The sequence below is a fragment of the Gordonia sihwensis genome (assembly GCF_029632925.1).
Lineage (GTDB): Bacteria > Actinomycetota > Actinomycetes > Mycobacteriales > Mycobacteriaceae > Gordonia > Gordonia sihwensis.
In genome coordinates this window covers 3589406-3612286 of sequence record NZ_CP121248.1, presented here as the reverse complement: position 1 = coordinate 3612286, position 22881 = coordinate 3589406, and the positions used below count along the sequence as shown (strand labels likewise).

Below are 22881 nucleotides of genomic sequence, written 5' to 3'. Positions count from 1 at the left end.
CGTGTCCGGCACCACCGCCTACGTCCGGGAGCAGACTCACGAACTCATCGAGCGGCACTTCCGCGATCCGTCGCTGTCACCGGCGGTGCTGGCCGGGCGCCTTCACCTGTCCCGGCGCCAGTTCTACCGCCACTTCGAGGACTGCGACCGGAGCGTCGCCGAGATGATCGCCGACCGGCGACTGCAGGCCGCGCGGGTGCTGCTGATATCGAACCCGGCGGCGTCGATCGCCTCGGTGGCACGAGCGTGCGGGTTCGCGTCGCTGGGCGCCTTCCGCTTCCGGTTCCGCCGCGCCTACGGTCTGGGCCCCAATGAGTTCCGTGATCGGCTGGCGCAGTCGAGGGCGGGAGGGGCGCCCGCGTCCGCGGAGACCTCGCGTCCGGTGGGCTAACCCGACTTCGCAGGCGGGGCGACGGTTTCGGTCACCGTCTTGGTGTCGGTCTCGGTCCGGGTCCTGGTGACCGTGTCGGTCACGGTGCGCGTGGCCGTGGCGTTCGACGTCGCTGTCTCGGTCGCGGTCTCGGTCACGGTGTCGGTCGCGGTGCGCGTGGCGGCGCTGCCGGTGGTCGTCGAGATCACCGTGGTGGTGTCGACGACGGTCTCGGTGACCGGAGCCTGGCTGTCGGACGATCGGCTCTGGCCGACGAGGAAGAAGCTGACGATGACGAGAGCGGCGGCGAGGCAGGCGACCGCGGTGATGATCCGCCAGCGCCGGACGGCCGCGGTCTCCGCGGCGGCGGCCGTCACGGGTTCCGGAGGGCCGGTCGGCGGGCCGTACCCCGCAGGCTGGTTGCTGTAGGCGGTCTGTCCCGCGGACGCCGGGTACTGCGGCTCGCTCGACGGGGGTGTCGTGGGGCCGTCGTTCGGCGGCTGGGTCACGGGCGCTCCTAGGACGAGACGATGCGGGCCGCGGCGGGTCGTCGCGCCGCGGTCTCCCAGAACAGTACCGCGCCGGGTATGCCGCGATGCCGGCCTGCTAGCAGTTACCCCCAGGTAGTGACAGTTGCGACGCAAGTTTGCCGATCGGACCCGCCCGATGTGACCCGAATATCACCTTGGCGCTTTTGGTGATTCGCTCGACACTGATAATTGGGTGTGCAAGTATGTCAGATGAGAAAGCAAGGCTCCCTCCCAAAGCCAGGCCCACCTCGCCATGTCCCCCATGCGTAGAAGGTCTCCTCATGCCCCATAGTGCAACCCTGCCCAAGACAAGTCTGTCCAATACGCGCGCTTCGTTCCCTCAGGCGGCACGTCCCGGACTGGCGACCCGGCTCACTCCGCGCACCGTCGCCGAATGGGAAGCGCGGCTCGGCGTCGGCAGTGTCCCGACGCGCCCGCGTCCGGACCGGTTCACCGGCCATTCCGGCACCACCGCCTACAGCCCGACGGTCGACGTCCGCATCGCGGAACCGGAGACCTTTCATGCGATGCGCTTCGCACAGAGTCTGTCGTCGATCGTGACCTACTGCGCACTGCAGCCCGCGATGACGATGGAGCGCACGGCGGAGCGGGTGCGGAACGAGCCGTCGGACTCTCTGGTGGTCAGTGTCAGCGGTATGCGCGGACAGTCACTCATCCGGCAGAACGGCCGGGAGTTCGTCTACGGCCCCGGCGACCTGGTGTTCGTCAGCAACGCGACCCCGTACAGCCTGGTGACCAACGCCGTGGCCGACCCGTCCGGACTGCTCATCCCGTTCAATCGGCTCGGCAAGCACCGCCACATCGCCGAGCGGCTGCAGCGTCCCATCGCGGCCAACACCCCGCTGGCCCGCGCGGCCGCGGTCTTCGTCCGCCGATTCGCCGCCGAGACCTCGGCGCTCAATGCGGGGCAGGCGACGGGCACCGTCTCGGAGCAGGCCGCCGTCGATCTGATTGTCGCCGCGCTGTCGTAACTCGACGGTTCTCCGACCGGCACCGAGGACAACGCCCTGTTCGTCCAGGAGGCCGCTCGCGACCTCATCGACCGCCACCACCGCGATCCCAGCTTCTCCCCGGACGCGATCGCCGAGCGGCTGCACCTCTCGCGCCGCCAGCTGTACCGCTACTTCGAGAACTGCGACACCTCGCTCGCGAGCCGGATCGCCGATCGCCGGCTGCAGACCGCCCACGAGATGCTCATGCAGAACGCGGGCGCCTCGATCAGCACCATCGCGCTCTCATCGGGCTTCCCGACGGTCGCGACCTTCCGGAACCGGTTCAAGCAGCGCTACGGCGTCGGACCGGTGGAGTATCGCCACCGCGTGCGCGGATAGCGGCGGGCCGGTCACGGCGGGGAGTCGGCCGCCGGATCGAGCCGCCACAGCGGGTTCACCGGGCCGTGGCCGGCGCCGAGCGGATAGGCGGCGGCCAGGCCGCGGGTGACCCACCGCTTCGCGAAGGCCACGGCGTCGGGCACGCGGTAGCCGTGGCCCAGCGCGCCGGTGATCGCCGCGGCCAGGGTGTCACCCGCACCGTGGTCGTGCGGGGTGTCGATGCGTCTGCCCGGGAACTCCAGGAACTCTCGGCCGTCGTACAGGATGTCGGGGCTGTGTTCGCTGCCCCGCAGGTGGCCGCCCTTCACCAGGGCCCACCGGGCGCCCGTCTCGCGCAGTGCCGCGGCGGCCGCCCGTTGGCTCGCACCGTCCACGACGTCGATCCCGGTCAGTAGGCGCACCTCGTCCAGGTTCGGCGTGACGACCGTGGCGAGCGGCATCAACCGCTCGGTGAGCGCACCGAGGGCGTCGGACGCCAGCAGGGGATCGCCGTGCATCGACGCGCAGACGGGATCGACCACCAGCGGCACTCCCGTGTCACCGCCGATGCCGAGCTGCGTCGCGGCTTCGGCGATCGCCGTGATGATCGGATCGGAGGCCAGCATCCCCGTCTTGACCGCACAGACGCCGATGTCGGGAACCACCGAGTGCATCTGCGCCGCGACCACCGCCGGATCGATCTCCTGGATTCCGGTGACCCCGGTGGAGTTCTGCACGGTCACCGCGGTGACCGCGACGCAGGCGTGCAGGCCGAGCATCGCGAAGGTGCGCATATCGGCCTGAATGCCCGCGCCGCCGCCGGAATCGGAGCCGGCCACGGTCATCACCCGGACCGGGGTGACGCCGGGGCCGGCCTGCGGAAGCCGCAGGGTCACGGCGCGGCGGCCTCGGAGATCGGCAGGTACACCTGGTTTCCCGCCGCCGCGAACTCGGCCGATTTGGCCGCCATGTCCTGTGCCAGCCGCGCGTCGATGTCCTCCTGCGTGACGAGCCCGTTCTCCTGTGCATAGGTGCGGACGTCGGCCGAGATCCGCATGGAGCAGAACTTGGGGCCGCACATGGAGCAGAAGTGCGCGGTCTTCGCCGGCTCGGCGGGCATCGTCTCATCGTGGTACTCGCGTGCCGTGTCGGGATCGAGCGCGAGGTTGAACTGATCGGTCCAGCGGAACTCGAAGCGCGCCTTGCTGAGGGCGTCGTCGCGTTCCTGGGCGCGCGGATGCCCCTTGGCGAGGTCGGCCGAGTGTGCCGCGATCTTGTAGGTGATGACGCCGACCTTCACGTCGTCCCGGTTCGGCAGCCCCAGGTGCTCCTTCGGCGTCACGTAGCAGAGCATCGCCGTGCCGGCCTGCGCGATCATCGCGGCGCCGATCGCGGAGGTGATGTGGTCGTAGGCCGGCGCGATGTCGGTGGCGAGCGGGCCGAGCGTGTAGAACGGGGCCTCCTCACACAGCTCTTCCTCGAGCCGGACGTTCTCGGCGATCTTGTGCATCGGGACGTGCCCGGGGCCCTCGATCATCACCTGTACGCCGTGGCTCTTGGCGATCTTCGTCAGCTCGCCCAGGGTCCGCAGTTCGGCGAACTGCGCCTCGTCGTTCGCATCGGCGATGGACCCGGGGCGCAGGCCGTCGCCGAGCGAGAAGGTGATGTCGTACCGCGCGAAGATCTCGCACAGCTCGTCGAAGTGCGTGTACAGGAACGACTCGGTGTGGTGGGCCAGACACCATGCGGCCATGATGGAGCCGCCGCGCGAGACGATGCCGGTCACCCGCTTGGCGGTCAGCGGGACGTAACGCAGGAGCACGCCGGCGTGCACGGTCATGTAGTCGACGCCCTGTTCGGCCTGTTCGATGACGGTGTCGCGGTAGATCTCCCAGGTCAGGCGCGTGGGATCGCCGTTCACCTTCTCGAGCGCCTGGTAGATCGGCACGGTTCCGACCGGGACGGGGGAGTTGCGCAGGATCCATTCGCGAGTGAGGTGGATGTCCTTGCCGGTCGAGAGATCCATGATGGTGTCGGCGCCCCACCGGGTGGCCCAGACCATCTTCTCCACCTCTTCGGCGATGGACGAGGTGACGGCAGAGTTGCCGATGTTCGCGTTCACCTTCACCGCGAAGGCCTTGCCGATGATCATCGGCTCCGACTCGGGGTGGCGGTGATTGACCGGAATCACCGCGCGTCCGGCGGCCACTTCGCTGCGGACCAGCTCGGCGTCGACGCCCTCGCGCGCGGCGATGTATCTCATCTCCGGCGTCACGATCCCGGCGCGTGCCCAGGCCAGCTGGGTGGCCGCGTCGTGTCCGCCCACGGGCACCGGTGCCGGCCGTTCCCAGGAGTCGCGCGTCTTCGCCAGCCCCTTCTCGAGGTCGATGGTCGCCGACGAGTCGGTGTACGGACCGGAGGTGTCGTAGAGGTCGAGGTGCTCGCCGTTCGTCAGATGCACTCGACGCTGGGGAACGGCCATGCCGTCGATGTCGAGGTAGACCTTGCTGCTGCCCTCGATGGGGCCACAGGTCACCTCGGCGGTGGCGTCGTCACGTGTGGTTCCAGGCATGGATGTGCCCATGATGATCCTCCCTACGCCGGCATTATCCGGACAGGTTCAGGCGGTCGACGACCGCCTGTCGCCATCTCAGCCCCCGGTTCCGTGGGAGCCCCCGCGTGTGAAGTTGTGCGGTGCCCACCATACTCACGTCGTCCGGTCGCGTCGCATCGTGATGCAGATGTGACAGATGTGACTTGCGTCTCCCCGTCGAACGAACGTAATCTTGTGACGCTGGTCACAGGAGGTCAACGAATGCATCGCAAAGTCCGTCACTCGCATCCGCCGCAGTCGGCGCGCTCGCTGCTGCATCAGATCTCCGAGGTCTCCCACAACCCGGAGCGGGAGCGCTTCGAGTTGCGGGTGGGCGGCGACCTGGTCGGCGTGCTCGGCTATCGCATCGACGACGGTCCCGACGGCGAGGTGGTGACGATCCTCCACACGGTCCTCTACGACGAGTACAGCGGCCACGGGCTGGCCACTCGGCTCACCGGCGGCGCCATGCAGTACATGCGCGACAACCAGCTCAAGGTGCGGCCGCTGTGCACCTTCACCAAGCACTTCCTCGACGCCCATCCCGGCATGGTGGCGATGGCCTCCGCCTGAGGCGGACCGACCGGCGCACCCGCCGGGATCAGCTCAGGTCGAACACGAGGGGGGCGTGATCGCTGGCGCCCTCCGCGGCGCGGGCGTCGCGGTCGATGAAGGCGTCGTGGATACGGTCGTCCAAGGCGGGGGAGCAGAGCGCGAAGTCGATGCGCATGCCCTCGTTGCGGGCGAAGCGCCCGGCCTGGCAGTCCCAGAAGGTGTAGGTCCCCGGACCGGGGGTGAAGGGGGCCGCGCTGTCGACGAATCCGCCTTCGACGAAGCGGCGGAAGGCGGCGCGCTCCTCGTCGGAGGTGTGCGTGCGGGACGCGAAGTACTCGGGGTCCCACACGTCCTCGTCGGTCGGCGCCACATTCCAGTCTCCGGCGAGAGCGACCTGGGCGGCGGGATCGTGCGACAGTTCCAGCGATGTGACATCGGCGAGGGCGCTGAGCCAGTCGAGTTTGTACTGGAAGTGATCGTGTCCCGGCTCGCGCCCGTTGGGGGCGTACAGGCTCCAGACGCGCACGCCTCCGCAGGTCGCCGAGATGGCTCGCGCCTCCCGTTCACCGGCGTAGAGCGGCTGCCCGTCGAATCCGATGTGGATGTCGTGCACCCCGATCCGGGACGCGATCGCGACGCCGTTGTATCCGCTCGACCCGTGGAACGCGACGTCGTAGCCGTGGGCCAGAAAACTCATCACCGGGAACTGATCGTCGGTGCACTTGGTCTCCTGCATCGCGAGCACATCGATCGCATGCCGATTCATCCATGCCACGACCTGCTCGGATCGGGCGCGGATCGAGTTCACGTTCCACGTCGCCAGGCGCATGGCGTCAATCCTGCCGCAACCGCATCAGGGGCGCACCGGCACCCTCCCACCGGCCTGCGACGGCGGCCGCGTCGTCGGCGGACGTGAGCAGGACGAGTCCGAAGCGGCGGCCCGATCGGCGCAGCCGCTCCCGCCAGTGCGCGGGGGAGGTGGCGAACCACTCGAAGTCGCCTTCCGGAGCGTCGGCCAGGAGTCGGCCGGCATCGGAGACGACGGTCAGCAATGCCGTCGCCCGCGCGCCGGTGGGGGTCCGCAGACCGGTGGGGAGGTCGCCCATGCAGTCGTCGAACGCGTCTTTGTTGTGCCCGAAGTGGCCGGGGAAGTCCCATGCGGCGGCGAAGCGGTCGTACAGTCCGTCCAGCGTGCGCATCCGGTCGCCCGGCAACCGCCGGACCGCTGCGCCGGTGCGGTACGTGGTGACGTCGCCGACCGCGAGCGCTGTCGCCGGGCCCTCGCCGGCGAGGAATTCGGTCAGGGAAGCGGTGGTCACGCCGACGGCCCCCGGATCTGGACGAAGGTCCGATAGTGGTCGAGGGTGTACCAGGCGGACCCGTCGCTGCCGGTCACGATGCGTTCGGCGTCACGTCCGCGTCCCGGCTTCTTGGGGTTGACGTCCCATTCCTTGTAGACGATGCGCCGCCCGTCTGCGGACTTGACCGGCAGCTTGCGCTCGTTGTTCCGGAAGGTGTCGCCGCCGTGGGTGCCCGGGGCGTTCGCCGCCTCCGGCCACCGGCCCGAATCGATCTCGTTCAGCGTCTTGGTGACCCGGGTGGGAGCGTCGCCGCCCCTCGCCTCGACCGTCGCCGGGCCGGGCGCCGCCGTGGACGTGCCGAGGAGCGGGCCGGCGACCGTGGACGTCGGTGCGGACGACGCGTCGTCGGGGCTGTCGCGGCCGTCGATCCACCACGTGAACGCCGCGATGGCGAGCAGCGCGATGACGGCGAGCGCCGAAGCGATGATTCGTCGCCTGGTCAGGTCGGGGTCGGTGGAGTTCGGCATCGCCGTCCACCGTAATTCATCGCGCCGCCGCTACAGAGCCAGCAGGCGACACGTGTGGTGCAGTTCGAAGTCCAGTGCCCGCCACGCCGCGCGGGCCGAGTCGTCGGACGCCGCCACCGTCACCGCGACCACCCCGTCGGCGATCGGCGCCCAGTCGCCGGGCGGGGTGGGGGCCGTCGGCTCGGGGCCGACCAGCACCTCGTAATCGGCCGAACTCGCGATCGCCGCACCCAGCGAGGCGACGCGCATCAGCCGGTCGGCGACGATCACGCGGCGCGGCAGCCCCCGGCCGTCGAGCCAGCGCAGCGCCGCGGGCAGACCGGCCGCGGTGGAGCCGAAGTCGACCGGTGCCGCGGCTCTCGACCGCAGAGAGTCGCCGGCGCCGTTGACGAGCCACCCGTCGGTCTCGGTTCGCTCGGCGGCCGGTGCGGCGCGCATCAGCGCTCGCTCCACGCCGCGGATCTCGGAGTTGCGCACCACCCGTCGCGAGAGCAGTCGCACCGACGTGATCGCATCGGTGCGGATGCGGTGGCGGACGCCGTCGCGCTCGACGACGATCGCCTCGCCGGTCCGCTCCCGGAGCAGCCCGGTGATGTCCGACAGGCTGGGGGAGCGATCGGTCGGGGGATTGGGTGAGGCCCGCCAATCGGCGGGCGCGTCGGCGCCGAGCCGGTACCGGACCACCACTCGATCGCCGACCGCGGGCTGCGGTCCGCGAGAGACGGGCGACGGGTCCGGCGACGGCACGGCGGGCGGGTCAGTCGTCGTGGCCGAACGGATCGGTGACGGTGCCCGGCAGCCAGGTGAGGCCGGGCACGCCCCAGCCGTTGCGCTTGATCGCCTTCTTGGCCGCCCGCGCGTTGCGCCCGATCAGCACGTCGACGTACAGGAATCCGTCGAGGTGTCCGGTCTCGTGCTGCAGCATCCGGGCGAAGAATCCGGTGCCCTCGATCTCGACGCGGTCGCCGTTGCGATCGGTGCCGACCACCTTGGCCCAGTCGGCCCGCCCCGTCGGAAAGCCCTCACCGGGCACCGAGAGACAGCCTTCGTCGTTGTCGTCGGGATCGGGCATCGTCTCGGGGATCTCGGAGGTCTCCAGGATCGGATTGATCACCTCGCCGCGCCGGCGCACGCCGGCATCGGGGCAGTCGTAGACGAACATCCGGAGCGGCCGGCCCACTTGATTCGCCGCGAGTCCGACGCCGTTGGCGGCGTCCATGGTCTCGTACATGTCGTCGAGCAGAGCGACGATCTCGGCCGAGGGCTTCGAGTCGGCGTCGAGCTCGACCGGGGTGGTCGGCTGGTGCAGCACGGGTTCGCCGATGATGCAGATCGGGAGAATTGCCATGACAGAGCAGTCTACTGCGCGAGAGGTCCGGTTTCGCTGCGGTGCGTCGGCACGGACGGCGGCCGCGATCGTGGTTAGATGTTCGACGGAACCACACTGATGTCATTCGTGCGCCGAGGCGGCGTGCGAGCCGGTGTGAATGCACGGTCCAGCTGTTTGAGGAGCGAGATGAACGGCGCAACGGCGAGTAGCCCGCAGGGCGACGACCCCTCGGCGATCGACGGAGCCCGCGACCAGGCTGCGAACCTCGACCCCCACGAGGTGGGTCCCGACGGACTGACCCGGCGTGAGCGGGAGATCCTGAACTTCGAGCGGCAGTGGTGGAAGTACGCGGGATCCAAGGAAGACGCGATCAAGGAACTGTTCAACCTGTCCGCGACCCGCTACTACCAGGTGCTGGGGGCACTGGTGGACCGCCCGGAGGCGCTCGCCGCCGATCCGATGCTGGTGAAGCGTCTGCGTCGGCTCCGCGCCTCGCGCCAGAAGGCCCGCGCGGCACGACGGCTCGGGTTCGAGATCACCTGACGCGGGCACGGCCTGCGCACGGGCTGCGCGGGTGGCCGGTGGGTTAGAGTTGCCGTGATGAATGCTGAGCGAGAGAACAACCGACTTCCGCTGCGTGCGGGTGCCATGCTGCTGTTGGCGATCGCGGTCGTCTGCCTCGGCCTCGGCATCCATCAGTTGACGACCAGCGGTGAAGATCCCGACGCCGGCCTCAAGGCCGCCGGGCAGAGCGCACAGGCCGCCGCCGAGTCGGAGAAGCAGCAGGAGCAGGCGACGTCGAGCAAGTCTCCGTCCAGCAGCACCGCGCCCGCCGCGGACACCGAAGGCGTGCCCGAACTGTGCGTCCTCAATGCCGGCAATGTGACCGGTCTGGCCGGTTCGGTCAGCAAGGAGCTCACGGCCGCCGGATTCAAGGTCGGTGAGACGGCGAACCTGAGTACGTCCAGCGTCAGCGAGAACACCATCTTCTACTCCCCCGAGCAGGAGGAGGCCGCCAAGAAGGTGGCCGCGGCCGTGCCGGGCGGTGCCGCCCTGAACCCCCGGCCGACGGCTTTCACGCGTTGCCCGGAGGGCCTGCCGGTCGTGGTGGTGAGCCGGTAGCACGCGGACCGGACGCACCCGTCATAATCATTGGCGAACAGTAAACATCAGCGAACACGGCAACAGCCCCAACGTGCACGCGAAGCGGATGGAGATCCGCCCAGCCGACCACAGCGCCGACGACTAAGGAGCACACATGACCGTCCGTAGCACCAATCGCGCTTCGACCGTCCGGGTCATGGCGGCCGTGGCCGCCGCGGGCGGCGCGGCCCTGGCACTCTCGGCCTGCACCCCGAACGAGCAGCCGAGTGACGTGCCCGGCACCACCCCCGCGGTCGTTACCGGCGACCAGGTGGCTCCCGGCGACGTCGTGAACGCCGACGGCATCCCGGCGAGCGCGCAGTCCGCGTCAACCACTCTGGTCAACAAGGACGGCAACCGCGTGGGCTTCGTCAGCTTCTCGCAGGAGGGCGAGGCCGTGAAGGTGTCGATGCGGGTGGCCGGTGTGAAGCCGGGCGAGCACGGCATCCACATCCACACGGTCGGTAAGTGCGAGCCCGCGACCGGGTTCTCCACCGCCGGCGGTCACTTCCAGGCCGACGGTCACACCGGCAAGCCGGAGTCGGGCGATCTGGCCACGCTGAACGTCCTCAAGGACGGCACCGCCAGCGCCAGCACCACCACCGACGCGTTCACCGTCCAGGACATCCGCGGCAAGGCCGTCATCCTTCACGATCTCGCCGACGGCGGCTCCGAGGCCCCGCGCCTGGCCTGCGGCGTGATCTCGCAGACCAGCTAGCGCCGACCCGAGGCAAGGAGCCGCGGTGACCACTCCGGCGGCGATCCCGTTCCACGGGTCGCCGAAGCCGACGCTCGGGGTCGAGTGGGAACTCGCCCTGGTCGACAAGTCGAGTCGCGACCTGTCGAACGCCGCAGACCGGCTCTTCGAGCTCGTCGACGCGCGTGCCGGCGATCAACGCGACAAGATCCATCGCGAACTGCTGCGCAACACGGTGGAATTGGTCACCGGCATCTGCACCACCGTCGGCGAGGCCATGGACGATCTCGGCGGGTCGCTCGACGTGGTGCGCGGGCTGTGCGACGAGATCGGCATCGATCTGTACGGCGCGGGCACCCACCCCTTCGCGGAGTGGTCCGCCCAGCAACTCACCGAAGGCCACCGATACGCCGAGTTGATCGAGCGGACGCAGTGGTGGGGCAGGCAGATGCTGATCTGGGGCGTGCACGTGCACGTGGGCATCGACAGCCGCGACAAGGTGCTGCCGATCCTGTCGTCGCTGCTGAAGTTCTATCCGCATCTGCTCGCGCTGTCCGCGTCGTCGCCGATGTGGGCCGGACGCTCAACGGGGTATGCGAGCAACCGCGCGATGATGTTCCAGCAGTTGCCGACGGCGGGGCTGCCGTTCCAATTCGAGTCGTGGTCGGAGTTCGAGGGCTTCGCGCAGGACCAGAAGACCACCGGGATCATCGACCACCTCAACGAGATCCGCTGGGACATCCGGCCGTCGCCCCATCTGGGAACCATCGAGGTGCGGGTCTGCGACGGAGTGTCGAACCGGCGTGAACTCGCGGCGATCGTCGCCCTGACCCATTGCTTGATCGTCGACCTCGACCGGCGCCTGTCGGCGGGACAGACGCTGCCGCAGATGGCTCCGTGGCTGGTGCAGGAGAACAAGTGGCGCGCCGCCCGCTACGGGCTCGATGCGATCATCATCCAAGACGCCGAATGCTCGGAGCGCCTCGTGACCGAGGACCTCGCCGAACTGCTGGTGCGTCTGGAACCGGTGGCGGCGTCGCTGGGCTGCCTCGAGGAACTGGGTACGGTCGCCGACATCATCGCCGGCGGCGCCAGCTACCAGCGGCAGCGCCGGGTCCTCTCCGAGACCGGCGACATGCGCAAGGTGGTCGACTCGGTGGTCGCCGAACTCGGTTAGCGGACGCGTCCGCGACCGCGGTGGCGCTACCCGCCGTTTCGCGAGGACAGTTCGTCCTCGTCCAGAACATCCTCCCCCAGGGCCTGCTCGCGATACACGAGGCGGCCGACGCGCTGGGCGACCACCGGCGCGGTGATGAGTGCGAACAAGCCGGTCAGGACCAGCATTCCGCCGTCCGGGTGGCTGTCGAGCCTGATGAAGGTGCCCGCGAGCACCAGGATCATGCCGAACGTCTGAGGCTTGGTCGCGGCGTGCATCCGGCTCAGCGTGTCGGGGAATCGGACGATCCCGATGGCGGCGGTGAGGGCCAGCAGCGAGCCGAGCAGGATCAGCGCCGCGGCCACGACGTCGAGGATCACTGGTCGTCCCTCACTCGGAAACGGGCCACGGCGATCGACCCGATGAAACCCACCAGGCTCAGCGCCACGATGCCCGGGACCACGGTGGTGTCGGTGGTGTAGGCCACCCACACCGACAGACCGGAGATCGCGATGGCGACCAGCGCGTCCACGCCGACGAGCCGATCGAGGGTCGAGGGCCCGCGAAGCGTGCGATAGACGGTCAGGAGCACGGCGGTGAGCAGCATCGCGGCACTGATGATCCAGACGACGGTCATGCCTTCTCCTTCCGTGAGCGCTCCTGCTCGACCACCCGACGGCGGTCGGCGAACGGGACGTGATGGTAATCGTCGTCGATTCCGTGGAACGGACTCGGATGCCACTCGTCGTCGCGCTCGAAGGTCTTGATGAACTGTCGCTCCACGTAGGCCATCTGCTTCAGGAACTCGTCGATGTACTTCTGTTTGCGCACGTCGAAGACGTGGATGTACAGCATCCGCTGGTCTTGATCGATCTCGACCACCATGGTGCCGGGCACCAGGTTGATGTAGTCGACGGCCAGCGTGAGCGTGAGGTCGGATTTGATGGCCATGTGCACGCGGACCACCGCACCGAGCGGCGGATCGCCCGGCTTCACCGCGGCCCACGCCACCTGAGCGCTGGAGAGGAAGAAGTTGTAGATCATCGTGCCGACGAGCTTGAGCGCCGAGAGCGGGTGAAACCGACCCTCCACCGGCACCCGCGGCAGCGGCAGCAGGACCATCACCAGCAGGGCGATCAACGCGCCGACCACGATGTTGGCCCAGGTGACGTCGCCCCAGAGAAGCACCCAGACGAAGGTGAGCCAGGCGAAGCCCCACAGTCGCAGGCCGAACTCGCGCAGCGAGCCGCCGGCCCAGGCCGGTGCGTGCAGGTTCTCGTTCAGCCAGACGTAGGTCCGGACCGCGGGCCAGGCCAGGTGCACCAGGGTGACCCGCCACAGGTTGCCGAAGAATGCGGCCACCGGGCGCTTTCCGACGGGTTTCGCGTGCGGCTTGTCTGGGAACGGCGTGTTGCTCATGGCCGGCCTCCGTCGGTGGCGTGCGCGGGGTCGGGCCCGTGCAGAACCGTCGAGATGTACTCGCTGCGGTCGAGGACGCCGTGTGCGGCGTCGTCGGTGAAGTGGAAGATGGGCCCGCCCCACAGCGTCAGCGCCAGACCGGCGGCCACCATCGCCATCGTGGGCAGCACCATGGCCACCGGCATCCGGCCCACGTCCTCGCGTTCCTCGAGCAGGACGTCGGTGCCCTCTTCGATGAGCGCGGACGCGGTGCTCGACGCCATGGCGCCGTCGGGCGCGTCGGCGCGGGCCCGCCAGAACGCCTTGGTCCAGATACGGGCCATCACGTACAGGGTGAGCAGGCTGGTGACGACCGACCCGGCGACCAGCACCCACGCCAGCACCGATCCGTCCTGGGCACCGGCCTCCAGCAGCGCTACCTTGCCGATGAATCCCGAGAACGGCGGAATGCCGCCGAGATTCAGCGCCGGGATCAGGAACAGCCCGGCCAGCAGCGGACTCGCGATGAGTCCGCCGAGGCGCCGCAGCGACGCCGACCCCGCCTGCCGTTCGATCAGTCCCACCACCAGGAACAGCGTGGTCTGCACGAGGATGTGGTGGGCGACGTAGAAGATCGCCGCCGAGGTGGACAGCTCGGAACCGACGGCGATGCCGAACACCATGTAGCCGATGTGGCTCACCAGCGTGAACGACAGCAGTCGCTTGATGTCCGACTGCGCTATGGCGCCGAAGATGCCGACGAGCATGGTCAGCAGTCCCGCGATCATGAGCACGTTGTCCATCGATCCGCCGGGGAACAGCAGGGTGTGCGTGCGGATCAGCGCGTACACGCCGACCTTCGTCAGCAGACCCGCGAACACCGCGGTCACCGGGGCCGGAGCGGTCGGATAGGAGTCGGGAAGCCACGTCGAGAGGGGGAACACGGCTGCTTTGATGCCGAAGGCCACCAGCAGGACCGCGTACAGCGCGTTGCGGGTGCCGTCGGGCACGTCGTCGAGCCGGACGGCCATCTCGGCGAGATTGAGGGTTCCGGTGGTCGCATAGGCGAAGGCGATGCCGGCCAGGAAGATCAGCGACGACACCATCGACACCATGATGTACGACGCGCCGGCTCGCACGCGCTCGGCGCTGGCGCCCAGGGTGAGCAGGACGAAGCTCGCCGCGAGGAGCACCTCGAACGAGACGTACAGGTTGAACAGGTCGCCCGCGAGGAACGAATTGCAGACGCCCGCGGTCAGGATGAGATAGGTCGGCAGGAAGATCGACACCGGCTGCTCGGTGGTTCCGTCCCTGATGCCCTGCCCGATCGCGTAGACCACGACGCACAGCAGCACGGTCAGCGAGATGACCAGCATCAGCGCCGCGAGGCGGTCGACCACCAAGGTGATGCCGAGCGGCGTACCCGCGATGCCGCGGCCGTCCCAGCCGCCGACGTTGACCGCGAAGGTCCCGTGAGCGCTGGTGAGGTAGAGCATCAGGCCGGACGCGATCAGCGCGACGCCGATGGCGGACACCGAGACCGCGCGCTGGATGGTGGGGCTCCGGCCGGCCAGCAGCGTCACGGCGGCCGCCAGCAGCGGAACCATCGTCGGCAGCACGATGAGGACCGGGATCCAGGACGTCTGCGGCGTCATCGTGCCCCCTTCGCGTGCTCGTCGTCGTTCGGTTCGTCCGCGTCCCGCGGCATCTCGTCGCCGTCGTAAGGCAGGTACTCCAGGACCTCGGCGTCCTCGGGCATCAGGTCCGGCTCGTGGACGTTGAGGTGCGCCGCGATGAACTCCTCCGGCGTCAGCGGGTTGCCGTACTTGTCGAACAGGTCGCCGGCGACGGTGTCGGCGCCGGTGGCCGGATCGTCGCTGAGATCGCGATCGGGCTGGGACTCGGGTGTTCCCGTGAGGATCTTGATGTCTTCCTCGTCGTCGCCGAGTTCGTCGTCGGTCGCTGCCTCCGCGCCCGGCGGCAGCTTCTCCTCCTCGGCGGCCTGATTGATCTTGAAGAGCCGGTAGGTGACGGCCAGGACGAAGGCCGCGATGCCCAAGGTGATGACGATCGCGGTCAGGATCATTCCCTGCGCCAGCGGGTCGGTGTCGAAGCTCGCCCCGTCGGATTCGCGCCCGCGGATCGGCGGATGGCCGGGCGGACCGGCGAGGACGAGGATCATCAGATTCAACGCGTTGCCCGCCAGCAGCAGGCCGAACAGCATGCGGATGAGGCTGCGCTCGGTCAGCAGGTAGACGCCCGCGGCGGCCATGGCTCCGGCCACGATCAACAGGCCCAGGTTCACCGACATCACCTCACCTCCTCGGGCTCGGGAGCGGCCGGTTCGGCGGGCTCCGGCGGGGCGTCGGCCACATCGAGCCGGGCGCCGAGGCTCCGGAGGATGTCCAGGACCAGCCCCACCACGATCAGGTAGATGCCGAGGTCGAAGAACAGGGCGGTGACGATGTGGAACTCGCCGAAGACCGGCAGGCTCAGATCGATGACGGCGGACGAGAGCGCCGGAGCACCGAGCGCCAGGGACACCGCCGCGGTGGTCGCCGAGACCGCGAGCCCGGCGCCGAGGATGGTGCCTGCCTCCACTCTCATCGCCTCGCCGAGTTCGTAGCGTCCGCCCGCGAGGTAGCGGAGCACCAGGGCCAGGCCCATCACCAGACCGCCGGCGAACCCGCCTCCCGGTGCGTTGTGTCCGGCGAAGAAGAAGTAGACCGAGAGCACCACCAGGGTCGGGAAGACGAGCCGGGTGGTGGCCTCGAGGATCAGCGACCGCTGCGCCGGATCACGCATCTCGCTGCCGCGCAGCCACGTGGTGCGTCCGTGTGCGGCGTCGTCCCCGTTGCGGCGCTGCGCGAGTGCCGAGTCGGTGACCCGGGGGACGGCGCCGAACCGGCGGCTCCGGAACACCATCGAGGCCACTCCGGTCGCCGCGACGATCAGGACGGAGATCTCGCCGAGGGTGTCCCAGGCGCGGATGTCGACGAGCAGGACGTTGACCGCGTTGGCTCCGTGACCGAACTCGTACGCGGCGTCGCCGAGGTAGACGTGCAGCGGCTCGGTGGACCGTGCCGCCGCGGCGAACAGCCCGATCACCACCAGCATCGCACCGAAGGCGACGGAGATCGCGATGCGGATGGGGCGATGACCGGTGCGCAGCTTCGGGGTCGCCTCCGACGGAAGTTTGCGCAGGACCAGCACGAACACGACCAGTGTCAGGCTCTCCACCAGAAACTGGGTCAGTGCGAGATCCGGGGCGCCGTACATGGCGAACAGGGCGCCGCAGCCGTATCCGGTGATGCCGAGGGTCAGTAGGCCGGCGAGGCGGTTGCGCAGCACGGCCGTCGCGATCGCCGCGGCGACCATCACGAAGCCGATGACGATCTCTTCGACGGTGTCGAATCCCGCCAGGTGCAGCGACTGCCTGCGTCCCAGGAACAACACGCTGACGGGCAGGATCACCGCGGTCGAGAGGATCACGCCCTGGGTGATGGGCAGTGAACCGCGCTGGGTGTTGCGGGTGACCCAGAGGGACACGGTGTCGGCGGTGCGCAGCGCGCCGTCGTAGATCCGGTCGGCGTTGAGCCGCGGCGGATGAACGAAGACGTGCGCGCGGCGCGCACGCAGGAACAGGAACAGGCCGGCGCCGCCGGCGACGACGATGATCGAGAAGACGACCGGGAGACCGAAGCCGTGCCACTGCGCGAGATGCTCGATCTCCTCGCCGTAGGCGGGCAGCGACTGCGCATAGGGCTCGAACAGCGAGCCGATCCAGCCCGACGCGAACGCCGCGACCACGCCGGCCGCCGACAGCAGTGCCGGAGGGACGAGGAACATGACGGCGGGCTGGTCGAGCTGTGCGACGGCCCTGGTCGGCAGGCGGCGGACCTTGCGTCCGAACGCGCCCCACAGGAAGCGCGTGGTGTACGCGAACGTGATGACCGAACCCACCAGCAGCACCACGTCGACTGCGTGCCGCTGCATCGGGGAGAGCGCGCCGGTGTCCCAGACGCTGCCGAAGGCGGTCTCCTTGCCGACGAAGCCGAAGGTGAACGGCAGGCCGGCCATGCTGGCGCCGGCCACCGCGGCGACCGCGGCGAGCCCGGGCAGTCGTGCGCCGAGGCGTGCGAGCTTGCGGATGTCGCGGGTTCCGGTGGACTTGTCGATGATGCCGACCACCATGAACAGGCACGCTTTGAACATCGCGTGCGCCACCACCATGGCCAGGCCGGCCATGGCGACGTTGGCGTCGCCCACACCCACCAGCACGGTGATGAAACCGAGCTGCGACACCGTGCCGAAGGCGAGGACGAGTTTGAGGTCCAGTTCGCGCAACGATCGCCATCCGCCGAGCACCATCGTGAGCAGACCGAGTCCGATGACCGGTATCTGCCAGCTCAGAAGGGGTGCGAAGGCCGGTGCGAGCCGGGCCACGAGGTACACGCCCGCCTTCACCATGGCCGCGGCGTGCAGGTACGCGCTGACCGGGGTGGGAGCGGCCATCGCGCCGGGAAGCCAGAAGTGGAACGGGACGATGGCCGACTTCGAGAGGGCGCCGATCAGCACCAGGATCACAGCGACGTCGATGTAGACGCTGCCGGCCGGCGGATGGGCGACGAGGTCCGACAGCAGGTAGCTTCCGGTCCGCTCGCCCAGCATGATGATGCCGACGAGCATCGCCAGTCCGCCGAAGGTGGTGACCAGCAGGGCCTGGGTCGCGGCGCGGCGCGAGGTGGCGCGAACCGTGTTGAATCCGACGAGCATGAACGACAGGACCGTCGTCGCCTCCCAGAACACGTACATGACCAGCGTGTTGTCGCTGACGACGAGGCCGAACATCGCGCCTGCGAAGGCCACGAGTTCGCCGCCGAAGACCGCGACTCTCCGGCGCATCTGCTGGAAGTAGTTGGCGCAGTAGATCAGCACCAGTGCGCCGACGCCCAGGATCAGCACCGACATGACGGCCGACAGAGTGTCGAACCGCAGCACGATGTCCATCTGCAGGCTGGGGATCCACTCGATCGTCTCCACGCGGGGCGGTGCGCCCGGGGCCGGCCAGTTGGCGACCACCCATGCCAGCCCGGCCGCCGGAGCGAGCGCCAGGACGTAGAAACCGCGGGAGCCGAGAGTCTTGATGATCGGTGGTGAAATGAGCGCACTGACGGCCAGGGCGATCAATACCAGGATCAAAATGGCACTCCGACTTGTGTCGAGGACGGGCGGGCGGGGTGTCGTGGTGACGAGAACTTGAGGTCTACCTTACCGTTTTCGATATGAAGGATTTTCGCAGACTGCTGGCAGCAGCGCTGATCATGGTGTGTGCGGGTGCGCTGTTCGTCGCATGCGGTTCCGATGACGAGCCGTCGCGGCCGGGTGTCGCGCTGCCGTCCGACTTCCCCGAATCAGACGTGCCGATGGTCGACGGAGCGGTGCTCACCGCATCGGGCGAATCGCCCCAGTGGCAGGTCACGGTGCAAGCACACGCCTCCGACGGCAACCCGTTGACCAACGCCGTCACGAAGCTCACCGATGCCGGTTTCGCGGAGTCCTCCCGGGTCGACGACCCCCAGTCGAAGTCGGTGCTGCTGAGCAAGGACGTCGACGGCAGGCAACTGTGGGTCAACGTGGGACTGTCGTCGACGGCATCGGCCGGGGCCTCGACAGTGATCTATCAGGTGAGCTTCGCCGGCTGAGCGCCGTGCGGGTGAGAGCGGTATCGGTGCGGGCCGCGCCTCGCCGAACCCGAAGCGAACCGGTACGGGCGTCCCAGCGACCTCACAGATTCGGCGGGTTCCCTCGATGGTCGACGGCGACGACTGCGTCGCCACCGGACACGAGGATCGACCAGGATGACTGACCCCAACCGACCCCAGCACGACGACTCGGAGGCCCCCGGCGGGCAGACCGAGCCCCAATCCGACCACCAGCCCGACCCGCAGGCCGGACCGGACCCCACGAGCACCACGGCCCCGACCGAGCCGATCGCACCGGTCGCCGGAACGCCGCCCGCCGACCCGGCGGCCGCGCCGGGACAGCCCGGGGCGGCCCATCACCGGCCGCCTCTGGTCGCGGCTCCGGCATCCACCGGCCCGCAGACCGTCGAGGTGCGGCGCAAGTGGCTCGTCGGGGGAGCGGTTGTCGGAGCCATCGCGTGTCTGGGACTCGCCTTCGGTGCCGGCTACGTCACTGGTGACCACACCGGCGGCCACCACAGGCAGAACGAGGCGCGATACGAGCGCGGCGCGACCATGCGCGGATTCATGGGGCAGGAGCGCAACGGTCTCGGTGGTCAGCGGTGGCGCATGATGCCGCCGGGATCGGCCAACGGCGACGGCCAGACGCCGGGGCAGCAGAACCAGACCCCCGATCAGAACCAGACTCCCGGGCAGCAGACGCCGGGCCAGTCGGGATCGGCGACCACGACGCCGGGAACCTCCAGCTGAACCGACGGCCCGCACGGGCCCGCGGCGAGACCGCACAGACGACGATGGCGGCGTCGGCACCCCTCCGGGTGGCCGATGCCGCCATCGTTCTGCGGTCGTCGCCTCGGCGACTCCTGCCGGAATTACTTGCCGGGGCGCTTCTTCCCGGCGGCCAGACCGAAGCCCTTGGCCTTCGACGCACCGGTCTCGGTGATCGTCCGGCTGTCGGACGAGCCGGCCGCCGGAGCCGGAGCCTCGGCGGGCTCGTCGGTCTGAGCGGCGGTCTCGCCGGCCGCCGGCGCGGCGGGCTCTTCCGGCGCAGCAGGCTCCGGTGCGGGTGCGGTCTCCGCGGGGGCCGAGGGCTCCGCCGCCGTCGCTGCAGCCTTCGGGGCGCCGGGCTTCTTGGCGCCCGGCTTCTTCAGACCTGCGGCCATGCCGAACCCCTTGGCCTTGCCCTCGGTGCCCGACGTGGTGGCAGCGGCAGCGGGGGCCGCCGTGCCGGTGTCGGCGGCGGTTGCATCGGCCGGGGCCTCGTCGGCCGGCTCGGTCGCAGCCGACTCGGTCGCCGCGGGAGCCGTCGGCTCGGCCGGTGCTGCGGCTGCGGGCTTGGCCGCGCCCGGCTTCTTGGCTCCGGGCTTCTTGAGCCCGCCGGCCATGCCGAAGCCCTTGGCCTTGCCCTCGGTGGCCGTGGTCTCGACCGGCGCCGCTGCCGCGCTCGTCGCTGACTCGGTTGCCGCTGACTCGGTCGCAGTGTCGTCGGTCGCGGGTGCCGCCGATGCCGCTGCCGCGGGCTTGGCCGCGCCCGGCTTGGGAGCGCCGCCGGGCTTCTTGAGTCCGCCCGGCTTCTTCAGCCCGCCGCCCATGGCCAGTCCCTTGGCGGGAGCTGCCTGGGTGGTCTGCGCCGCCGGTGCGGCCGGGGCCGTGGCACCGCCGGGCTTGGGGGCACCGCCGGGCTTCTTGAGTCCGCCCGGCTTCTTGAGCCCGCCGCTCTTCGGTGCAAGACCCACCGCGGGCTTCGCTTCGGCCGGGGCCGCGGTGGCGGCGGGAGCTGCGGGCTTCGCCGCAGCGGCGACCGGCTCGGGCTCGGGCTCGGGGGCGCGCTCGGTCTGAATCGGCCCGAGGAAGTTGCCGCCGCGCTTGACCTCCGGACGGCCGCGCTTGACGCCCTCCAGGATCAGCTGGCTGACGTCCACGACCTCGACCTGCCCCTCGTCCTCGGTGCCCGAGGTCTGAGCGGTCACGCCGTCGGTGAGCATCACGCGGCAGAACGGGCAGCCGGTCGCGATCTTGCGGACCTGCTTGTTGCCGTCCGCGTCGGTCGGCCGGGAGTTCAGCGTGCTGAGCGCCTCGTCGACGCGGTCGACGTTGATGCGCTTGCCGATCTGCTCCTCCATCCACATCCGGGCGCCGCCGGCGCCACAGCACATGGAGCGTTCGCCGTGGCGAGGCATCTCGGTGAGCGTGGAGCCCGAGGACTCCATCAGTTCGCGCGGAGCATCGTAGACCTTATTGTGGCGGCCCAGGTAGCAGGGATCGTGGTAGGTGACCTGCTCGCCCGCCGGTGCGGCGACCGGCACCAGACGCTTCTCACGGACCAGCCGGTTCAGCAGCTGGGTGTGGTGGACCACCTCGTACTTGCCGCCCACCTGCGGGTACTCGTTGCCGATGGCGTTGAAGCAATGCGCACAGGTCACCACGATCTTCTTGCGCTGCTCGGGCGCGGTCGCGAACACCTCGTCGAAGGTGTCGATGTTCTGCTGTGCCAGCATCTGGAACAGGAACTCGTTGCCCGCACGACGAGCGGAGTCACCCGTGCAGGTCTCTCCCTGGCCCAGCACCATGAAGTCGACGGCCGCGATGTCGAGCAGTTCGGCAACGGCCTTGGTGGTCTTCTTCGCGCGGTCCTCGTAGGCGCCTGCGCAACCGACCCAGAAGAGGTACTCGTAGCCCTCGAACGAGTCGACGTCCTGGCCGTAGACCGGGATGTGGATGTCCATCTCGTCGATCCAGGCAGTGCGCTGCGAGGCGTTCTGGCCCCACGGGTTGCCCTTGTTCTCGAGGTTCTTGAACATGCCCGCGAGCTCGGACGGGAAGTCCGACTCGATGAGGACCTGGTACCGGCGCATGTCGATGAAGTGGTCGACGTGCTCGATGTCCACCGGGCACTGCTCCACGCAGGCGCCGCAGGTGGTGCAGCTCCACAGAGCCTCGGCGTCGATGACGGCACCGGTGGTGCCCTCGGACTCGCCGACCAGCTTGCGCTCGGCCTCGGCGCGAGCGGCCGCGGGGACCTTGTTCAGGCGGGCCTCGTCGACGTTGCCGTCGGCGTCGACGATGCCGACCTCGTCGCCGCCCATGTCCTTGCGGCCGCCGGCGAACAGGTACGGCGCCTTGGCCTGGCCGTGGTCGCGCAGCGACATGATCATCAGCTTCGGCGACAGCGGCTTGCCGGTGTTCCAGGCCGGGCACTGGCTCTGGCAGCGACCGCACTCGGTGCAGGTGGTGAAGTCCAGCCAGCCCTTCCAGCTGAAGTCCTCGATCTTGCCCGCGCCGAACGCGTCCACGTCCGGGTCGGCGGTCTCCATGTCCAGGACCTTGCCCTGGCTCATCATCGGCTTGGCCGCACCCAGTGCGACGCCGCCGTCGCTCTCACGCTTGAAGTAGATGTTGAAGAAGGCCGCGAAGCGGTGCCAGGCCACACCCCAGTCGATGTTGAGGCCGACGACGGCGAGCCAGACCATGCCGCTCATCAGCTTGACGACGGCCGCGGCGGTGACCCAGTAGACGGAGCTGCCCTCGAAGAGCTGGGCGAAGTAGTGCGTGAAGAACGAGGTCCAGACCGGCGGGTTCTCGATGCCCGACGAGATCTTGAAGGTCTTCACGAAGATCATGCCGAGGCCCTCGATCAGGACTACTGCCTCGACGAAGTAGGCGGCGCCGAACCGCGAGCCCGAGAAGCGCGACAGCCGGGCAGGGACGCGGGGATGGTTCAGCTGACGGATGACCATCAACACCACGATGCCGATGACGGTGGCCAGACCCAGGACCTCGTCGGCGAAGATGTAGATGTTCCAGGCGCCGATGACGGGCCAGTGAAACTCGGGATCGAAGATCTGACCGTACGCCTCGAACCAGAAGACGAAGCCGATCAGGAAGCCGAACATCACCAGCCAGTGGGCCCAGCCGACGGTGCGGAACTTGACCATGCGGGTGTGCGCGACGAATTCCTTCATCATCGTCGCGAAACGCTTCCCGGGGTAGGCGAACCGCGAGGGCTCCACCTTCTGGCCCTGGGCGATGGATCGGACCATCGTGCCCACGCCGCGAAGGAAGAGCGCCCAGCATACGAGGCTGAGTAATACGGCGATGGTTCCGATCACGGCGGTAGTCGTCGTCACTGGAAGTACCGGCCTTTCTGTCCAGGTCGTACCAAGACGTCAAAGCGCTCGGGTCATAGCACTCCGCGTCAACCTTTATTCCCTGGTTACCGTAAAGGTTCGACCCTGCTCGGGTCTG

25 protein-coding genes and 1 riboswitch are annotated in these 22881 nt (G+C 69.1%); of the genes, 10 read left to right on the top strand and 15 right to left on the bottom strand.

Going from position 1 to position 22881, the window contains the following annotated elements; translation table 11 throughout:
* Position 1 precedes the first annotated feature (1 nt).
* Entirely contained in the window at positions 2 to 391 is a 390-nt protein-coding gene (locus tag P5P27_RS17210; RefSeq protein WP_278125232.1) for a helix-turn-helix domain-containing protein, read from the top strand.
* On the opposite strand, the gene P5P27_RS17205 is transcribed toward P5P27_RS17210, so the two are convergent.
* Positions 388 to 879, bottom strand: a complete 492-nt coding sequence (locus P5P27_RS17205) for a hypothetical protein (protein WP_006897986.1) — start codon at positions 877 to 879, stop codon at positions 388 to 390. The genes P5P27_RS17210 and P5P27_RS17205 overlap by 4 nt on opposite strands.
* A 302-nt stretch (positions 880 to 1181) precedes the next feature.
* On the opposite strand from P5P27_RS17205, the gene P5P27_RS17200 reads away from it, so the two are divergent.
* Both P5P27_RS17200 and P5P27_RS17195 read left to right on the top strand, forming a co-directional pair.
* Positions 1182 to 1892 (top strand): AraC-like ligand-binding domain-containing protein, encoded by a 711-nt coding sequence (locus P5P27_RS17200; RefSeq protein WP_278125231.1) that lies wholly within the window; start codon positions 1182 to 1184, stop codon positions 1890 to 1892.
* A 36-nt stretch (positions 1893 to 1928) separates the two neighbouring features.
* On the top strand, positions 1929 to 2252 hold the full coding sequence (locus P5P27_RS17195) for a helix-turn-helix domain-containing protein (RefSeq protein WP_341338791.1): 324 nt from the start codon (positions 1929 to 1931) through the stop codon (positions 2250 to 2252).
* A gap of 11 nt (positions 2253 to 2263) precedes the next feature.
* Here P5P27_RS17195 and thiD read toward each other — a convergent pair whose 3' ends face one another.
* Both thiD and thiC read right to left on the bottom strand, forming a co-directional pair.
* Positions 2264 to 3076: a bifunctional hydroxymethylpyrimidine kinase/phosphomethylpyrimidine kinase gene (gene thiD, locus P5P27_RS17190; protein ID WP_062366550.1), complete on the bottom strand. Its 813-nt coding sequence runs from the start codon at positions 3074 to 3076 to the stop codon at positions 2264 to 2266.
* Positions 3077 to 3123: 47 nt separating this feature from the next.
* Positions 3124 to 4815, bottom strand: coding sequence for a phosphomethylpyrimidine synthase ThiC (gene thiC / locus P5P27_RS17185; protein ID WP_278125230.1), 1692 nt, complete (start codon positions 4813 to 4815; stop codon positions 3124 to 3126).
* A riboswitch (TPP riboswitch) is annotated at positions 4807 to 4920 on the bottom strand. It overlaps the preceding gene by 9 nt.
* Before the next feature lie 126 nt (positions 4921 to 5046).
* Between thiC and P5P27_RS17180 the strand changes: the two genes are divergently transcribed.
* Complete coding sequence (locus tag P5P27_RS17180) at positions 5047 to 5397, top strand: GNAT family N-acetyltransferase (RefSeq protein WP_006897990.1); 351 nt, start codon at positions 5047 to 5049, stop codon at positions 5395 to 5397.
* Between the two features lie 28 nt (positions 5398 to 5425).
* Here P5P27_RS17180 and P5P27_RS17175 read toward each other — a convergent pair whose 3' ends face one another.
* The 5 genes from P5P27_RS17175 to P5P27_RS17155 are packed head-to-tail and all read right to left on the bottom strand — an operon-like array spanning position 5426 to position 8555.
* Positions 5426 to 6208, bottom strand: coding sequence for an exodeoxyribonuclease III (locus P5P27_RS17175; protein WP_278125229.1), 783 nt, complete (start codon positions 6206 to 6208; stop codon positions 5426 to 5428).
* Between the two features lie 4 nt (positions 6209 to 6212).
* A complete protein-coding gene (locus tag P5P27_RS17170) occupies positions 6213 to 6698 on the bottom strand; it encodes a barstar family protein (protein WP_278125228.1) in 486 nt (161 codons plus the stop codon).
* Positions 6695 to 7207: a guanyl-specific ribonuclease gene (locus tag P5P27_RS17165; RefSeq protein WP_278125225.1), complete on the bottom strand. Its 513-nt coding sequence runs from the start codon at positions 7205 to 7207 to the stop codon at positions 6695 to 6697. The genes P5P27_RS17170 and P5P27_RS17165 overlap by 4 nt, the downstream gene beginning before the upstream one ends.
* A gap of 30 nt (positions 7208 to 7237) precedes the next feature.
* Positions 7238 to 7954 carry a GNAT family N-acetyltransferase, cg3035/Rv0428c family gene (locus P5P27_RS17160; protein ID WP_278125223.1) on the bottom strand — a complete coding sequence of 239 codons (717 nt, stop codon included), beginning with the start codon at positions 7952 to 7954 and terminating at the stop codon, positions 7238 to 7240.
* A gap of 10 nt (positions 7955 to 7964) precedes the next feature.
* Positions 7965 to 8555 (bottom strand): peptide deformylase, encoded by a 591-nt coding sequence (locus P5P27_RS17155; protein WP_045539684.1) that lies wholly within the window; start codon positions 8553 to 8555, stop codon positions 7965 to 7967.
* A gap of 168 nt (positions 8556 to 8723) precedes the next feature.
* On the opposite strand from P5P27_RS17155, the gene P5P27_RS17150 reads away from it, so the two are divergent.
* From P5P27_RS17150 to P5P27_RS17135, 4 genes are all read left to right on the top strand, one after another.
* Complete coding sequence (locus P5P27_RS17150) at positions 8724 to 9080, top strand: nucleoid-associated protein NapA (protein ID WP_006897996.1); 357 nt, start codon at positions 8724 to 8726, stop codon at positions 9078 to 9080.
* A gap of 57 nt (positions 9081 to 9137) precedes the next feature.
* The gene (locus P5P27_RS17145; RefSeq protein ID WP_006897997.1) at positions 9138 to 9659 is read left to right on the top strand and encodes a LytR C-terminal domain-containing protein; all 522 of its coding nucleotides are present in this window, start codon (positions 9138 to 9140) and stop codon (positions 9657 to 9659) included.
* 136 nt (positions 9660 to 9795) lie between these two features.
* Complete coding sequence (locus P5P27_RS17140) at positions 9796 to 10398, top strand: superoxide dismutase family protein (RefSeq protein WP_006897998.1); 603 nt, start codon at positions 9796 to 9798, stop codon at positions 10396 to 10398.
* Positions 10399 to 10423: 25 nt separating this feature from the next.
* Positions 10424 to 11554, top strand: coding sequence for a glutamate--cysteine ligase (locus P5P27_RS17135; protein WP_006898000.1), 1131 nt, complete (start codon positions 10424 to 10426; stop codon positions 11552 to 11554).
* 26 nt (positions 11555 to 11580) lie between these two features.
* On the opposite strand, the gene mnhG is transcribed toward P5P27_RS17135, so the two are convergent.
* The 6 genes from mnhG to P5P27_RS17105 are packed head-to-tail and all read right to left on the bottom strand — an operon-like array spanning position 11581 to position 18133.
* Positions 11581 to 11913: a monovalent cation/H(+) antiporter subunit G gene (mnhG, locus tag P5P27_RS17130; protein WP_006898001.1), complete on the bottom strand. Its 333-nt coding sequence runs from the start codon at positions 11911 to 11913 to the stop codon at positions 11581 to 11583.
* A complete protein-coding gene (locus P5P27_RS17125) occupies positions 11910 to 12170 on the bottom strand; it encodes a monovalent cation/H+ antiporter complex subunit F (RefSeq protein WP_006898002.1) in 261 nt (86 codons plus the stop codon). The genes mnhG and P5P27_RS17125 overlap by 4 nt, the downstream gene beginning before the upstream one ends.
* On the bottom strand, positions 12167 to 12952 hold the full coding sequence (locus P5P27_RS17120) for a Na+/H+ antiporter subunit E (protein ID WP_006898003.1): 786 nt from the start codon (positions 12950 to 12952) through the stop codon (positions 12167 to 12169). The genes P5P27_RS17125 and P5P27_RS17120 overlap by 4 nt, the downstream gene beginning before the upstream one ends.
* Positions 12949 to 14586, bottom strand: a complete 1638-nt coding sequence (locus P5P27_RS17115) for a Na+/H+ antiporter subunit D (protein ID WP_278125215.1) — start codon at positions 14584 to 14586, stop codon at positions 12949 to 12951. Before P5P27_RS17115 ends, P5P27_RS17120 begins: the two co-directional genes overlap by 4 nt.
* Positions 14583 to 15242 (bottom strand): Na(+)/H(+) antiporter subunit C, encoded by a 660-nt coding sequence (locus tag P5P27_RS17110; protein WP_062366465.1) that lies wholly within the window; start codon positions 15240 to 15242, stop codon positions 14583 to 14585. Before P5P27_RS17110 ends, P5P27_RS17115 begins: the two co-directional genes overlap by 4 nt.
* Positions 15242 to 18133, bottom strand: a complete 2892-nt coding sequence (locus tag P5P27_RS17105) for a Na+/H+ antiporter subunit A (protein WP_006898006.1) — start codon at positions 18131 to 18133, stop codon at positions 15242 to 15244. The genes P5P27_RS17110 and P5P27_RS17105 overlap by 1 nt, the downstream gene beginning before the upstream one ends.
* Before the next feature lie 83 nt (positions 18134 to 18216).
* On the opposite strand from P5P27_RS17105, the gene P5P27_RS17100 reads away from it, so the two are divergent.
* Together P5P27_RS17100 and P5P27_RS17095 are read left to right on the top strand one after the other, a co-directional pair.
* Complete coding sequence (locus tag P5P27_RS17100; protein WP_006898007.1) at positions 18217 to 18636, top strand: hypothetical protein; 420 nt, start codon at positions 18217 to 18219, stop codon at positions 18634 to 18636.
* Between the two features lie 156 nt (positions 18637 to 18792).
* Positions 18793 to 19386, top strand: a complete 594-nt coding sequence (locus tag P5P27_RS17095) for a hypothetical protein (protein ID WP_006898008.1) — start codon at positions 18793 to 18795, stop codon at positions 19384 to 19386.
* 122 nt (positions 19387 to 19508) lie between these two features.
* Here the strand turns inward: P5P27_RS17095 and P5P27_RS17090 are convergent, their stop codons facing one another.
* Complete coding sequence (locus P5P27_RS17090) at positions 19509 to 22763, bottom strand: (Fe-S)-binding protein (protein WP_278125211.1); 3255 nt, start codon at positions 22761 to 22763, stop codon at positions 19509 to 19511.
* Between the last annotated feature and the right edge of the window lie 118 nt (positions 22764 to 22881).